This window comes from Acidobacteriota bacterium (assembly GCA_022340665.1).
Taxonomy (GTDB): Bacteria; Acidobacteriota; Thermoanaerobaculia; order Thermoanaerobaculales; family Sulfomarinibacteraceae; genus Sulfomarinibacter.
On sequence record JAJDNM010000148.1, the window covers coordinates 1 to 15868 of the forward strand.

General features: G+C 64.1%; 9 protein-coding genes. 5 read left to right on the top strand and 4 right to left on the bottom strand.

Going from position 1 to position 15868, the window contains the following annotated elements:
* The 3 genes from LJE93_16660 to LJE93_16670 form a co-directional block, all read left to right on the top strand.
* Positions 1-1668, top strand: a 1668-nt coding sequence (locus tag LJE93_16660) for a hypothetical protein (GenBank protein ID MCG6950546.1), incomplete at its 5' end; no start/stop codon positions are given.
* A complete protein-coding gene (locus tag LJE93_16665; protein MCG6950547.1) occupies positions 1665-5666 on the top strand; it encodes a DUF1343 domain-containing protein in 4002 nt (1333 codons plus the stop codon). The genes LJE93_16660 and LJE93_16665, both read left to right, overlap by 4 nt.
* A 32-nt stretch (positions 5667-5698) precedes the next feature.
* A complete protein-coding gene (locus LJE93_16670; protein MCG6950548.1) occupies positions 5699-6742 on the top strand; it encodes an LD-carboxypeptidase in 1044 nt (347 codons plus the stop codon).
* Between the two features lie 155 nt (positions 6743-6897).
* On the opposite strand, the gene LJE93_16675 is transcribed toward LJE93_16670, so the two are convergent.
* The 4 genes from LJE93_16675 to LJE93_16690 form a co-directional block, all read right to left on the bottom strand.
* Positions 6898-8277, bottom strand: a complete 1380-nt coding sequence (locus LJE93_16675; GenBank protein ID MCG6950549.1) for a phosphodiester glycosidase family protein — start codon at positions 8275-8277, stop codon at positions 6898-6900.
* A gap of 102 nt (positions 8278-8379) precedes the next feature.
* Positions 8380-9843 (bottom strand): sodium:solute symporter, encoded by a 1464-nt coding sequence (locus LJE93_16680; protein MCG6950550.1) that lies wholly within the window; start codon positions 9841-9843, stop codon positions 8380-8382.
* Between the two features lie 247 nt (positions 9844-10090).
* Positions 10091-10990, bottom strand: coding sequence for a hypothetical protein (locus LJE93_16685; protein ID MCG6950551.1), 900 nt, complete (start codon positions 10988-10990; stop codon positions 10091-10093).
* A gap of 18 nt (positions 10991-11008) precedes the next feature.
* Complete coding sequence (locus LJE93_16690; GenBank protein ID MCG6950552.1) at positions 11009-12016, bottom strand: dipeptide epimerase; 1008 nt, start codon at positions 12014-12016, stop codon at positions 11009-11011.
* 91 nt (positions 12017-12107) lie between these two features.
* Between LJE93_16690 and LJE93_16695 the strand changes: the two genes are divergently transcribed.
* Complete coding sequence (locus LJE93_16695; protein ID MCG6950553.1) at positions 12108-14153, top strand: sulfatase-like hydrolase/transferase; 2046 nt, start codon at positions 12108-12110, stop codon at positions 14151-14153.
* A gap of 172 nt (positions 14154-14325) precedes the next feature.
* Positions 14326-15762, top strand: coding sequence for a hypothetical protein (locus LJE93_16700; GenBank protein ID MCG6950554.1), 1437 nt, complete (start codon positions 14326-14328; stop codon positions 15760-15762).
* Positions 15763-15868: the final 106 nt, after the last annotated feature.

Consider the following 15868-nt stretch of genomic DNA (forward strand, 5'->3'; position numbering starts at 1 on the left):
CCCCGCATGTTGACGCTCGCATTCGTTCTCGCGGCTGGTCTTCAAACGACAACCACGGTGATCTCACCTGCCGAGCTCTGGGACTCGTGGCCGGGCGAGCGCTTCGTTCAGACCCCTGCGCCCTGTCTCCGCCCAGCGGAACTGACGGCGGAGCTGGAGCGTCTCGCGCGTCGTTACCCCGGGAAAATCCGGCTCGAGGAGATTGGCCGCTCGTTCGCTGGTCGGCCAATTCATATGCTGAGCGTCGGCAACGGACGCCGCACCGTTCTGCTCTGGTCCCAGATGCACGGCGACGAGCCGTCCGCGACGCCCGCCCTGCTCGACATGGCTGATTTTCTGCTCTCGCGGGAGAACCAGCCTGAAGTTGCGGCGATCCTCGGAGACCTCACCCTGCTGATGATCCCGATGCTCAACCCGGACGGTTCAGAGATCTACGTCCGGCACAATCTCCAGGCCATCGACATCAACCGGGACGCTCTCCATCTCGCGACTCCGGAGGGAAGGGTGCTGAAGGCGATTCGAGACCGGTACGAGCCGATTCTCGGGTTCAACCTGCACGATCAGAACCGGCGAACGGCGGTGGGGGATACCGGTGTCCTGGCGTCGAACGCCGTGCTGGCAGTGGCGGGGGATGCCGACGGGACGGTCACGCCCGGACGTTTGCTCGCCATGCGGGCGTGCTCGGCAATTGTCGAAACCCTGGCGCCGTTCACGCCGGGTGGAACGGCCCGTTTCGACGAGGACTGGAACCCGCGCGCCTTCGGCGACAACATGACGGCCTGGGGAACCCCGGTAGTACTCATCGAGAGTGGCGGCCTTCTGCCGGGGCACGATTCCGAGGACCTGACACGCCTCAATTTCGTGGCCCTTCTGACGGTGCTGCGAGAGTTGGTCCGCAACGACCTTCAGGACTACGACCCTCAGATCTACAGAGACCTCCCCCGCAACAGGAGGAATGCGTGGGCCGATTACGTTGTGCGTGGGGGATTCATCCGCCAGCCCGGATTCGATCGGCCCTACCGAGCCGACCTGGCGTTCAACCGTACGGTGGACGATCGTGATGCCGCCGGCTGCGCCACCGGCAATCCCACGCATACCTACATCGTCGATATCGGGGACGCCGGATTCGTGGGAGCGAGTCACGAGATCGACGCGGTCGGCAGCCTGCTGCTCGCACCGTTCGTCGCAGGGGTCGACGGATGGTCGGCGCGAAAGTGGATGGACCAAGGGGTGCTGGCAGACCTGGCCCGTCTCGGCGTTGGCACCGTGATCTGGCGGGTGTCCGTGCGAAAGGCAGAGGCTGCAGAATCCCTCGCGCGCGGGCTCGACGGGGTGGGCAGGGCGCGTCTCGAGATCGTGTCGACAGGCGACGAGATGCCGTGGCTCGAATTGGCGGGACCCCCGGCGGTCCCCGAATCCGACCTCCTGTCCGAAATCGTACGGGCGCTGACCGGTGGATCCGAGGCAGAGGAGTCGCCGAGCGCGGAGAACCTCGGTCGACTTTCCTGGAATGGCGAACGGCCTCCTCGCCAGCCGGTTCTGCGGCGCGGCAGACCGGCGTCCTTCGTCCTGCTCTCCCCAACGTTCGACGGCAAGATAGACCCGGCCGCCGCACGTCTCGTCTCGGTGTACATAGATGGAGTCGGAGTTCTGGGAGGAGCGCGATGAACATTCGAGGCCTGGACCGATGGCTCGTGGCGGTCGGTTTTGTGGCTCTGGCGGCAACCATCGGAGGGTACTCCGAAGAGACAGATGGAATGGAGCTGTCGAGATCGCAGAAGGACTGGGTAGCCACAACACTGGCCTCGATGAGCCTGGAGGAGAAGGCGGCCCAGATGATCATGGTCGCCGAAACCGGCTGGCCCCGAAACCCGCGTTCGAAGGTTGCTCTCGAGCTTGTCGAGGCGGTCCGGGACAGGGGCGTGGGCGGCGTTGTGCTGATGCGGTCGGAGACCGACACGATTCCGCGCCTGCTCAACCGGCTCCAGAGCGAGGCTGAGATTCCACTGTTGGTGGCGATGGACGTCGAGCGCAGCCTGTCATTCCGTGTCGAGCGCGGTACTGTCGATCTTCCATACGCAATGGCGGTGGGTGCGACCCGCTCCGAGGAGGCGGCGCGGTTCTTCGGCGAGGTGACGGCCCGCGAAGGGCGGGCTCTGGGGATCCACTGGGCCTTCGCACCGGTGCTCGATGTCAACAACAATCCGGACAACCCGGTGATCAACATCCGCTCGTTCGGAGAGGACCCGACACTGGTCGGCAGGCTCGGTGCGGCGTTCATCGGGGGCGCGCGAAGCGGCGGTATCCTGACCACCGCCAAGCACTTCCCGGGCCACGGCGACACCTCCGTCGACAGCCACGTCGATATGCCGGCGATCGCCGGAGACAGGAACCGTCTGAAAACGATAGAGTGGCCACCCTTCAAAGCGGCGATTGCAGCCGGGGTGGACTCGGTGATGGTTGGTCACCTGGCGGTGCCGTCACTCGAGCCAACCGGTCTGCCCGCCACACTTTCACCGGTCCTCAACGAGAACATATTGCGCGGCGAGATGGGCTTCGACGGCCTGATCGTGACCGACGCGATGCGGATGGAGGGGGTCGGCTCGGCCTGGATGGGCGAGGCCACGATCGAGGCAGTGCGATCGGGCTCCGATGTGATCCTCATGCCGCCCGATCTGAGGGTGGCCCATCAGTCGATCGTACGCGGCGTCCGGGAGGGCTTGATCGACGAGGTGCGGATCGACCGGTCGGTGCGACGCATCCTCGAGGTGAAGGCGAAGCTCGGGCTTCACGAATCGCGCCTGGTGGATCCGGACGCCGGGGCTCTCCAGGTCGGTCGGCCGGAGGACAATCGTCGCGCAAAGGAGATCGCGGAAGCCTCCATCACCGTGGTGCGAAACGAAGGTGGTGTGCTGCCGCTCGCAGCGGAGGAGAAGCTCAAGATCCTGCACCTCGTCTTGCCGGACGAGTCGGGAGTCCCGGCGTCCGAGTTCAAGGAGCGGCGAGTCTCCGTCAGTACCGTGAATCTGGGTGACGAAATCCTGGACGCGAAGGCCGACGAGATCGTGAGAAAGGTGAGGCGTTTTACCCATGTGGTGGTGTCGGCGAGGTACTACCGCGAGTCGATCGCCGACAGCCTGGTGCGAATGCTGGAGCGAGTCGTAGACACCCGCGTACCGGTCATCGTCGCGTCGTTCGGCGATCCCTATCTCCTGCGGGACCTTCCCGAGGTGCCGGTCTACCTTTGCGCGTTCGGCACCTCGGAGGTGAGCCGGCGCGCGGCAGCGCCGGTGCTCTTCGGTGAGGTCGATGTTGGTGGAAAGCTGCCGGTGACGCTCTCCGACGAGTACGCTTTCGGTTACGGCCTCGAGATCCCGAGGCGAGCCATGACGCTTCGAACCGCCCGCCCGGAGGATGCCGGCTTCCGTCAGGGGGGGATGGACGAAGTTGATCGTGTGCTCGACGAGTTCGTGGCTAGGGGAGCCTTCCCCGGGGGGGTGGTGGCGGTCGGCCATCACGGTGCCCTCGTCCACCTCCATCCTTTCGGGAAGCTGTCCTACGACGACGATGCGCCGGCGGTTGCGGCCGACACGATCTACGATCTTGCCAGCCTGACGAAGGTGGTGGCGACCACGACCATGGCGATGATCATGGTCGACGAAGGGCGCCTCGATCTCGACGAGAAGGTTCAGGACTACCTGCCGCTCTTCCAGGGTCCGGGCAAGGACAAGGTGACGGTTCGCCACCTGCTGACCCACCGCTCGGGAATCGACTGGTGGGCTCCGCTGTACGAGGAGCTACAGGGTCCGGAGGCCTATCTGCAGCGCATCCAGGAAATGGATCTGGTGTACGAGCCGGGAACGGACTTCAAGTACAGCGACCTCGGGATGATTCTCCTCGGCGAGATACTGCAGAGGGTGTCCGGACAACCGCTCGAAGAGTTCGTGCGGGAAAGGGTTTTCGAGCCGTTGAAGATGGCCGACACCCTCTACCGGCCGGGCGCGGATCTGTTGCCGCGAATCGCCCCGACCGAGTTTGACGCCTGGCGGGGCCGCATGATCCGTGGCGACGTCCACGACGAGAATGCGTTCGCCCTGGGCGGAGTCGCTCCGCATGCCGGTCTCTTTTCGACCGCGGGCGATCTCGCTCGATTCGCGCAGATGCTCGTCAACGGCGGGGTGCTCGAGCACCATCGCATCATATCCCGGGAGACGGTCGGGTTGTTCACCCGCAAGGCCGGTGATGAGGGCTCGACACGGGCCCTCGGCTGGGACACCAAATCGCCCGAAAACTCCACCGCCGGATCCTACTTTTCTCCCCGCTCCTTCGGCCACACGGGGTTCACCGGAACCTCGATCTGGATCGATCCGGATCGTGAGCTGTTCCTGATCCTGCTCACCAACCGGGTCCACCCGACACGGGAGAATCAGCTTATTCGCGAGGCTCGGCCGGCAGTGGCCGATGCGGTCGTCAACGCCCTGACCGACGAGTATCGCGAGCTGCCCGACGTCCCCTCGCAGGTGGTCGAGGTCGGGCTGGATCGGGTGGCGAAGGGTGAGGATCACGGTCTTCGCGGGAAGAAGCTCGGACTGATCGTCCACGCCGCGTCGGTAACGGCGGACGGCCGGCACGCGATCGACGTGATGCACGACGCAAAGCTCGACGTGGCTCGGCTCTTCACCCCGGAGCACGGCTTGCGCAGCCGGGCGGCGGCCGGTGAGCACGTCGAGAACGGCAGGGATCCCGAGAGTGGACTGCCGGTGGTCAGCCTCTACGGCGACCGGCGCAAACCGACGTCCAAGGACCTGGAGGGACTCGACGCTCTGGTCTTCGATCTTCAGGGCGCGGGCGTGCGCTTCTACACCTACGTCAGCACGCTGATCCTGACCCTCGAATCAGCGGCCGAGGCCGGGATCGATTTCATCGTGCTCGACCGTCCGAACCCATTGGGTGGCGAACGGATCGAGGGGCCCATGAGCGCGCCGCGCGACGAGGTTCCGGAGAGCTTCGTCAACTTGGCTCCGGGGCCGATGGTGCACGGACTGACCCTGGGGGAGATGGCTCGCTACGTCAATCAGGGACTGGAGAAGCCGGCCCGTCTGACAGTCGTGCCGATGAAGGGTTGGGATCGAGACATGACCTGGGTGGACACCGGTCGTACCTGGGTGCCGCCGTCTCCCAATCTGCGCAGTGCAGAGGCAGCCATCGCCTATCCGGGGGTTTGCCTGCTGGAGGCTTCGACCGTTTCCGCCGGTCGGGGGACGGAGAGCCCGTTCCTGTACTTTGGCGCCCCGTGGATCGATCCGGAGGAGCTTCGGGTGTCGGTGCCCGGATTCGAGCTCGAGCCAGTGACCTTCACCCCTACCGCGTCGCCGGCCGCGCCGAATCCCAAGTTTCTCGACCGGGAGTGTCGAGGGATGCGGGTCCATGTCACCGATCCAGTGAAGGCCGAACCCTACAGGCTCGGGGTCGAGCTGCTGGTCGCTCTTCAGGGTCACGAGGAGTTCGGATGGAGGCGGGACGGCGAGGCCCTGACATGGCTGGTCGGCACCCGCCGCCTGCTTGACGATCTGAGACGCGGCAAGACTGCTCAAGAGATCATCGACATCGACCGTGAGGCTCACGACATCTGGCGCCGCACGCGCGAGTCGTCTCTTCTGTACTGATTGACGGATCAACCTACGAGGAGGCACGTCACATGGACTGGAATCGACGTCAACTGCTGCAGCTCGGAGGGGCGGCTCTCGCCGCCGGAACGCTGCCGGCGCTGGCCGAGCCGGCGGACACTGGGAGCGCCATCATCAAACCGAAGCGCCTGAAAGAGGGCGATGTCGTGGGTTTGATCAGTCCGGCAAGCGCGACTTTTCGAAAGCAACGCGCCGAAATCGCCCGAGAAAACATGGCGGCTCTCGGGCTTCGGGTCCAATTCGGCGATCACCTGTTCGACCGCTACGGCTCTCTCGGCGGACGGGACGAGGACCGGGCCGCCGACATCAATCACTTCTTCGGGGATTCGGAGGTGCGAGCCGTGTTGGCGCAGGGCGGCGGCTGGGGCTGCAACCGGCTCCTGCCTTTGCTCGATTACGATCTGATTCGCAAGAACCCCAAGATAGTCATGGGTTTCAGTGACATCACCGGCCTGCTCCTAGGCATTCACGCCAAGACGGGTCTGGTCACGTTTCACGGACAGACGGGCGGCTCCAGTTGGAGCGAGTTCAGCACCGACTATGCCAAGCGCCTGATCTTCGATGGCGAAGCGGTGACCATGCGAAACCGGATCAGCGAAGAAGATCGGCTGGTACAGGTCGAGAACCGGGTTCTCACCATCACGTCCGGCAAGGCACGAGGCCGGCTGATCGGCGGCAACCTGACGATTCTCACGACTTTGATGGGATCGGACTACCTTCCGGATTTCAACGGTTGCATTCTGTTTGTCGAGGACCTGAACGAACAGGTCTATCGGATCGACCGCATGCTGACCCAGCTCAAATTGGCGGGGGTGCTGGATCGGATCGCCGGTTTCGTGTTCGGCCGATGCACCAGATGCGATCCGGGAGACGGCTACGGGTCGTTGACCCTCGAGCAGGTCTTCGACGACCATGTCGCACCTCTCGGCATTCCCGCCTGGTATGGCTCGATGATTGGCCACATCAAACATCAGTTCACCGTGCCGCTGGGGATAGAAGCCGAGATAGATGCGGATGAGGGCACCATAAAGCTGTTGGAATCTGCGGTCGTTTAGGTCCCGCAATTCCATCTCGGGCGTGGGCTCACGGCCATGCGGCTAAACGGCTGCACGACATGCGCGGTTGTCCAGCGCTTTTTCGCGAAGCGCCGTAGAGCCGTGGTTGGATGGGTGGTGGAACCCGTAAAGCCGTTTGCCGGTTACTGGGTTCGTCAGGGCTTTCTAGGGAACAACAGAATTGCATCCGCATTGCGGCGGGCGCTGCCGCCCGACGGACGATTCGCGATCTTGCCGTCAATGACCATTGTGGTCGATCCGCCGCCGTCCAGGTTGATCGCCGAGACGCACCCGAGCTCGACCATGAGATCGGTCAGCTCCGGCAGGGACATGCCGACGCTCTCCCGGGGCTGGCGGCCGTCCACGGTGACGAACAGCAGGGTGCCATCGGCCCGGACACCGGCTGCCGTCCGCGGATGGCGGGCGAGGTAGAAGGAGTTGGAAATGGACTCTACTTCTGGCTCTTCGAGACGGGTGCCCTTCCACAGCAGGAGCGGACCGCCGCTGACGATGTCCTCTACCTGATCCCATTCGCGTTCGGGGTCGGGCAGGAGCGGCTCGATGGCCGTTTCAACGGACACCCGTGATCGGGGTCGGAATTTGGGCAGCAGTGCCTGGGTACGATCGGCACCGATCGACAGCACCATCCCTCCGGGCGGGATCGTCGTGCTGCCGGAGCCGTTCAGAATCTCGGCAACGCGCCCGTCCAGGATCGTGATCTCGGCTCCCTCGGCGGACGTGAGCGTCGTGCGGTGGAAATCAGGTGTGAAGAGAATGACCTCGTCCGAGCCGCGATTCCGGTTGAGCCCGTCGAGCGGAATGCGCTCGCCTCCGTCGAGGTGAACCTCGCCATGGAAAGACAGTCTTCCAAAGACTGAATTGACCTTTCCCTCGCGTTCGAAGAAACCGACGGCGGCACGTCCCCGGTCGGGCTCGGAGATCAACCGGCCGTTGATCTGCAGGGTGCCGCGAGAGTCTCCGGCGAAAAGACCTTTCATGGAGAAGTAACCGCCGTTGATAGCCGCCAAGGCGCCGAGCCGTCGGGCGAGGTCCGCGGTTGTCTCGAGTCCGATGGCCGTGTCGTAGGCGTGCGCCACCCGAACCTCGACCAGTGTCGGGTCTGCCTCGAGAACGTGGATTGACCAGGGTCCGTTGGCGTGGGTCTGGTCGTGCGAAACCTCCCGGATCTCGAGCGGCGGTGAGAATCCCCGCTCGAGCAGTCGTTGTCGCAGGTCCTCGGCCTCGGTTCGGTGGGGGAGGCCAGGAGTGACGATGTAGTACTCATCGCCGAAGCTGATCGGGAAGGCGGTGAAGCCGTTCTCCTGAAGGCGTTCGAGGGCAAGATCGGCATCGGCCTGGCGCTCGAACTCGCCTATGACGATCCGGTAGGTTGCCGCAGTCGCAACATCGCCCTTGGAGATGACGAGGTGGCGCAGGCCCGGAGCCACAGCTTCGATCGACTGCGCGGCGCCTCCGACGGCCGTCGTACTGAGGAGTGCGACGAGCACAAGGATTGGCGCATGGGTTCTTTTCAATTGGATCTCCTGCGTTCTTCCTTTGTAGGCGGGTCCTTTAGGGCCCGCCAACGATTGTTGTTTGCGCTCTTCGCGCGCCCTGAAGGACGCGCCTACATAACCTCATGACGATTTCTTCTCCAGATCCGACTCGAGGCGAGGCCAGATGAGGCTTGCGCCAAGCCCGGCGGCGAACGTGATTGCCGAGCCGACCAGCGCGAACCAGGGCCAGGCCAGCGTGGTGGTGAAGAATATCGTGCTCATGGCGGCGAGGCCGATCACGAGGCCCGCCAGCGCCGCACGCTCACCGACCCGGTCCGCAAAAAGGCCGAGGAAGAAAACCCCGAGTACGATCCCGGTGGTGAAGGCCGCGATGCCGAGCACGCTGCTGACGACGGATGCCTTGACCCATTGGCCGCCGATTCCGACCGCGATCTGGATGACGCCGAAAATGACGGTCAGGACGCGGACGGCGCGGAGCTGCTTGTCGGCCGAGGCCCCGGAACCCTTCCCGGAAAAGAAGAAATCGTTGGCGGCCGCGGTGGCACACGAGTTGAGAGAGCTCGACAGGGTCGACATGGCGGCTGCAAAGATGGCGCCGAGCAGGATGCCCAGGAGGCCAACCGGGATTTCGTCGAGGATGAAGCGCGCGAAAACGCGGTCCGGGCGCTCGAAGGCCATTTCCGGCGAGAAGACCTGGTAAAACGCGAAGAGTCCGACGCCGATGAGAAGGAAAAGCGCGAACTGGGCGACGACGACGAAACCACCAACCCAGAGCGCACGCTGAGCGTCCCTGAGATTTCGCGCACAGAGATAGCGCTGCACCATCATCTGGTCGACGCCGTGTGAGCCGAGGGTGATGAAGAGCCCGCCGATCAGACCGGCCCACAGGCAGTAGGGCTGACTCCAGTCGAAGGTCAGATCGAAAACATGCAGCTTGCCGGCTTCGCCGCCGATCGCCATCAGCTGCTCCCAGCCACCGGGCAACCGATTCAGAATCAGTACCAGGGCGATGACGGCCCCGCCGATGTAGATCACGAACTGCACGAGATCGGTGACCAGGACGGCGCGTATGCCACCGAAGAACGTATAGACGATGGTCGCCACGCCCATCGCGATCACCGCCCAGTGAATCGGGATTCCGGTCATCTCCTGGAGCACGATGGAGGACAGGAAGAGGCGCAGTCCGTCGGCCAGGCTGCGGGTGACGATGAACATCGCCGATGCCGCCCGCTGGGCGGCGCCCCCGAATCGCTGATGGAGTACGTCGTACGCCGTGTAGAACGACCCCTTGAAGTACTGCGGCAGAAGCAGGAAGACGACCACGAACCGGCCGAGCAGGAATCCGAGCGGTATCTGGAGCCAGGTCATGTCTCTCGAGTAGGCGAACCCGGGGATGCTCAGGAAAGTGACGGTGCTGGTCTCGGTGGCGACGATCGAGAAGAGGATCAGCCACCATGGGCGGTTTCTGCCGCCGACCACGAAGTCGGACACGGTGTCCGCGTTGCGCCCGATCCAAAGCCCGAGGGCGACGACCCCCCCGAGGTAGAGCACGAGAATGGCGAGATCGATGGGGCCGACGCTCACCGGTACCTCGCCGCAGTTCGATTTCGAATTTCGAATTTCGGATTTTGGATTTTCGGGCCGCCCACCCGGGCGGACACCCACGGCCCGACGGCGATACGGCAATACGGCGCACGGCTCACGTGCCAAAGAGAATTGCCTCGACCGAGCCGCGGTGACGTTGTGGAATCGTGACGCCGTACGGCCGTCTTGCCGTCTTGCCGAATATCGGTCTTGCCGTCGAGCCGTAGGGCCGTCCGGCCGAACCGGCTCACTGCAACAATTCCAACGCCAGCGTGACCGCGCCCATCGCAGGCTCGACCTCGAGGAGCCTGACCTCGACGTCGGGCAGGTCTGCGAGCAGGGCGTCGATGCGGTCTGCAAGGCTTGGGCAGGCCTTGAAGGCGCCGCCGGACAGGACAACTGGGTGCCGACCGGGGAAATCAAGGTGGTTCGAGACCGCCCGTGCAGCGCTGGCGAGGTGTTTGGCGGCCTGGTCCATCAGGGTCTCGGCAGCCTCGTCACCATCTGCGCTGGCGATCTCGACCAGCGAGGCGAGGTCCGCGACCCGGTTGCGCGAAAGCTCCTGGTCGTAGAACCATTGGACCAACTGCCTGGGTTCGGCAACGTCGAGCTTTTCGCAGATCAACGGGTAGAGGGTGGTGGCGATGCCGCGGCCATCGGCGGCACGGATAGCGTGCCGCAAGGCGTAGTGGCCGAGCCAGAAGGCAGACCCCTCATCACCGAGGAGGTAGCCCCAGCCCCCGGCCCGCGCCTCGTTGCCTCCGGGATCGACGCCGTAGGCGATGGACCCGGTGCCGGCTGCGATGACGATGCCGATGCCATCAGGGGCGCCGGCGACCAGTGCGACGAGTGCGTCGTGCACCACCCGAATCGGCTGACGCTGTCCGAGGCGGCGGAGGACGTCGCGGATCACTTGGTCTGCGCCGGGCTGGCTGACGCCGGCGATACCGATGCAGAGGGCACCCAGCGGCTCGGGCGCCTCGAGGTTTTCGATGACGTCGAAGAGGACCTTCTCGACTGCCAGCTCACCCTTGACGAGGAGATTCGCGCCGCCCGCGATCGCTTTGGATTGAACCTCGCCCGCGTCATCGGCCAAAAGGCCCACGGTCTTGGTTCCGCCTGCGTCGATCCCGATCACGTAGGGCATCATTGGCTCCCTTCGAATTCACTCGCGATCCCGCACGCCGAGGCCGGGTTCGGACGGCAGGACGAGCCTGCCTTCCTCGATTCTTACGCCGGTGTACGGGTCGTTGGTGATGAGCAGGTTCCCGTCGAGGTCGGCGTAATCGACGAGCGGCGCGATGTGGGCCGCAGCGGTGACCGCCATCGACGACTCCACCATGCAGCCGAGCATGACCTGCATACCGTGGGCGCGAGCCACGTGGATCATTCGCAGTGCCTCACCGAGCCCCCCGCATTTCATCAGCTTGATGTTGATGCCGTCGAAGGCGTCGGCCAAGCGAGGAATGTCCTCGGCGCGTCCGACGCTCTCGTCAGCTATCAGGGGGAGGGGGCTTTGCCTCTTCAGCTCGCGCATTTCGTCGAGCCGATCTGCAGGTAGCGGCTGCTCGACGAACTCGACGCCCATCTCCTGCAGCCATTCGAGCCGTTCCAGCGCGTCCTCGAGCGTCCATCCCTCGTTGGCATCGACTCTGACCGGCCGATCGGTCAGCCGTCGCACCGTTTCGAGGACGTGACGGTCGTCGTCCGATCCGAGCTTGACCTTGAGGACCCTGAATGCATCCGCCTCGTGGACCTTCTGCTCGACGATCTCGGGCGTGTCCATGCCGATCGTGAATGAGGTCACGGGCATTGTCCCTGGGTCGATTCCCATGAGCTCGTAGAGCGGGACCCCGAGTCTCTTCCCGGCGAGGTCACGCACGGCCATGTCGATGGCGGCTTCGGCCGCAGGTTGGCCGCGAACGGCAACCCTGGCGGCTACGGAATCGAAATATTGCGGTTCCTCCAGCCGTGCCGCCATCGTTTCGGCCGCCCGTGCGGCCGAGGCGGCGTCCTGTCCGTAGCGGGCGATCGGCGCCGCTTCGCCACGGCCGACGAGACCCTCGTGCTCGATTTCGACCATCAGGACCCGACGGGAATCACTGTCACCCCGTGCGAGACGAAAGGTGTGTCGGAGCTCGAGAACGAAGTCGTGGTGGCGGAGCTTGATCATCTTCTCCCCGTTCGGTCCTCGTGCCAGTGAGGATCTGACGTGCATCATACAGGCGTCGCCGTACAGAGGAGAGGCCGTGTAAGATCCCAGCATGTGGAAACAAATCATTTACCTGCCGGTTTTCGTGTCACTCACCGTGGCGTGTGGTGGGAGTTCGCGCGAACCGTCTCAGTCGGCGGTGAAAGCCGAGACACCGCGGCCCTCGATACTGTTGATCACCCTTGACACGACCAGGGCCGACAGCGTCGGATTCGAGTCCGATGCCGTCGAGACCCCGGCGCTGGATGCGTTGGCCGACCGCGGTACACGGTTCGCCCAGGCCTGGGCGACCGTGCCGATGACCCTTCCGTCTCACACCTCGATGATGACCGGACTGTACGCTTCGCAGCACGGAATCCGAGAAAATTCCCGATTTCTTGCCGATGACCGGGTCGTGCTCGCGGAACGACTCCGCGATGCGGGCTACTCGACCGCCGCCTTTGTATCCGGATATCCGCTGAAACGCCGATTCGGCCTCGCGCGCGGGTTCGATCACTATGATGATGACATGGGCGCCGGCAACGCGGAGCGCGCCGCTGGGCCGACCACCGATCGAGCGCTCTCCTACCTCGCGTCGAACCCCGCTGGACACCTGTTCGTCTGGGTTCATTATTTCGACCCCCACGATCCGTATGCTCCGCCGGAACCGTTTCGGTCCGCATACCCGTCCTCTCCGTATCTCGGGGAGATCGCGTACATGGATCAGGAGCTGGGAAGACTGATCGACGCGTTCGAAGGGCGAGACGGAGGTCGGAATGCAAGGATCATGGTGGTCGGCGACCACGGCGAGGGGCTCGGAGACCACGGCGAAATGCTGCACGGCAACCTTCTCTACGGAAGTGTGATGCGGGTGCCGATGGTCGCCGCCGGTGTCGGCATTCCGGTCGGCGAGGTGACAACGCCCGTCAGCACGAGGCGGGTCTTCGATACGATCCTCGGCTGGGCCGGCCTCCATTCCGATTTCGATTTGCTGGCGCCCGCGCAAGAGGTTGTGATGGGGGAGGCCTTGAAGCCCTTCCTCCAGTACGGATGGCAACCGCAGGTGATGGCTATCCAGGGTGCACAGAAGGTCATTCGATCGGGTGGCACCGAGGTCTACGACCTCGAGTCGGATCCATCTGAATCAGCGGATGTCAGCGGCGAGGTGGAGATCGACTCCGAAATTCTGGCGGCGATTGACGCTTACGCGCTGGTGCCGGCCATCGGGGAAGCATCCACCTCCGACACCCTCGACGATGAGTCCAGGCGTCAGCTCGCGGTCCTCGGCTACGTTGGCTGGGAGAGCCCGGCCCCCGTCCGGAAGGACGCGCCGGATCCCCGTGACATGACCCACCTCTTCGATGATCTGAACGAGGGGGCTCAGCTCTTCGCGCGGGACGAGTACGAAAAATCCATCGACGTCTTCGAACGCGTGCTTTCGGAGGACCCTGAGAACCTGATGGTCACAGTGAGGCTGGCGGTCGCTCATTCGATCCTCGGGCACGATCGACGGGCACGGGAGCTCTTTGCAAGAGCCGAGGAGATCCACCCGGGTTCGGTCGATGTCCAGCACTACCTGGCGATGCACCATTTCCGAAATCAGCGCTGGGACCTCGCGGCGCCTCTCTTCGAGAAGGTACTGACCGTGACGCCGAAAAAGCTACCGGCTCTGGAGGCGCTGGCGCGAATTCGTGAAGGCGAGGGCAGGTACGAGGAAGCGGCTCACCTCATCGAGCGGATCATTCCCTTGAAGGCCGCTCCAGCGGCGGACTGGATCCGGCTCGGCGAGCTGAGAATGGCGATGACGGAAACTCCGCCGGCCATCCGGGCCTTCGAGGAGGCGCGGAGGTTGGGCGGATCCGACTTCCACCATCATCTCGAGCTCGGAGTCTGCTACCTGGCGATCCACGATTACGCCGCTGCCGCGCAGATGCTCGATCTGGTGCCCCAGAATCATCCCGGCTACCCGATGGCCCTTTTCAAGCGTGCGCAGGCGAGCGTTCTCCTCGGCGAACCGGGCTGGCGCGAGCGGGTCCGACTGGCCTACGAGTACGCCGATCCCGACCTGCGGCGCATGATCGAACGCGAGCCCCTCTTCCAAGGTCCGCGCGGTCGCTGAGCTTGTCAGGGAGGGCAAGAGAGTTTTGAGTCATGAGTTTTAGGTTTCCACACAACCTCCCCCCGATCCCGGGCTGACGGCGAAAACTCAAAACTCAAAACTCAGAACTCAAAATTCATGACTCTCAACTCTCAACTCAAACCCGACCGACGGCTGCTATATAGTCGCGACGATGACGTCATTCGGCGTATGGTCCGTTTTGCCGCCGGTGGCAGCCCTCGGGCTCGCGCTGTGGAAGAAGCAGATTTATCCGGCCCTGCTGCTGGGACTGTGGATCGGCTGGCTGGTGGTGGATGGCTGGAACCCGGTCGTTGCGACAGCCTCGACCGTCTCGTCGATCGTGACCGTGTTCCTCGACGCGGGGAATACGCGGATCCTGATCTACAGCCTGCTTGTCGGTTCCGTCCTGACCTTGATCTGTGCCACAGGTGGTGTCGAGGGCTTCATCGCCTGGGTGTCGGATCGCCGCTGGGTCACCAATCGCCGCCAGGCGCAAATGGTGCCCTTCCTTCTCGGCATCCTGATCACCGTGGAGTCCTCGATCACGGCACTGGTCGCAGGGACGGTCGGACGGCCACTCACCGACAAGCACGGGGTCAGCAGGGAAAAGCTGGCCTACATCTGCGATTCGACCTCCGCTCCGGTCTGCATCCTGGTTCCGTTCAACGGCTGGGGAGCGCTGGTGATCGGCCTTCTCGCTGTGCAGGGGGTTGCCGACCCAGTGGCCGTTCTGCTGTCGAGCATCGGCTGGAACTTCTACCCGATGCTCGCAATCGTGCTGGTCCTGCTCACGATTCTGCTCGACCGGGAGATCGGGCCGATGCGTACGGCCGAGCTGCGTGCCAGAGACGAGGGAAAGCTTTTGGCGGATGGAGCCCATCCGATGGTGGCCGAGGAAGTGCTCTCCGCAACTCCCGATGAAAGCGTGCAGCCGAAGGCTATCTATCTGATACTTCCGGTGGTGACGATGGTCGGTGCGATCGTGGCCGGGATTCTGATCACCGGCAGCAAGGGGAGTGGTCCCGGCGCGGGCCTGTGGGACATCATCCGGGCCAGCTCCGGATCGACCGCAGTCCTCTGGGCGGTGCTGGCCAGCCTGGCGGTACTCGCTGTCATCGCTCTCGGTCCCTGCCACATGTCGGGCAGGGTGTTCATCGACCACATCTTCACGGGCATGGGAGGGATGATCCCGGTGGTCACCCTGCTGGTGCTTGCCTTCGCGCTCGGCGGCGTCGTGCGGGAGCTCGGCACCGGGGCGTATGTGGCGAGCATCATCAGCGGTGCCGGCAGCGCCAAGGTGGCGGTCGCCGGTTCCTTCGTTCTTGCCTCGTTCATGGCATTCGCCACCGGCACCTCCTGGGGAACCTTCGCACTGATGGTGCCGATCGCCGTCCCGTTGGCTGCCGCTCAGGGCGGGTCGCTGCCCCTGTATCTCGCCGCGGTCCTGGGCGGCGGCGTCTTCGGCGACCACTGCTCGCCCATCTCCGACACCACCATCATCTCTTCGATGGCTTCCGCGTCGGATCACATGGACCACGTCAGGACACAGATACCGTATGCACTGATCGGTGGCGTGATCGCGCTGCTGGTCTATCTCGTGGTGAGCTGATCGGGATCGGAGAGCCGCCAGGCCGTTCGGAGACATATTTCGAATTTCGAATTTCGGATTTCCCACCCACACCGCAGAGAACGGGAGGGTGGAGGGAATTCAAAAT

Coding starts and splice junctions, on each gene's coding strand:
- LJE93_16670 (MCG6950548.1), top strand. CDS start 5,699: ATGGACTGGAATCGACGTCAACTGCTGCAGCTCGGAGGGGCGGCTCTC.
- LJE93_16685 (MCG6950551.1), bottom strand. CDS start 10,990: ATGCCCTACGTGATCGGGATCGACGCAGGCGGAACCAAGACCGTGGGC.
- LJE93_16690 (MCG6950552.1), bottom strand. CDS start 12,016: ATGATCAAGCTCCGCCACCACGACTTCGTTCTCGAGCTCCGACACACC.
- LJE93_16695 (MCG6950553.1), top strand. CDS start 12,108: ATGTGGAAACAAATCATTTACCTGCCGGTTTTCGTGTCACTCACCGTG.
- LJE93_16700 (MCG6950554.1), top strand. CDS start 14,326: ATGACGTCATTCGGCGTATGGTCCGTTTTGCCGCCGGTGGCAGCCCTC.
- LJE93_16665 (MCG6950547.1), top strand. CDS start 1,665: ATGAACATTCGAGGCCTGGACCGATGGCTCGTGGCGGTCGGTTTTGTG.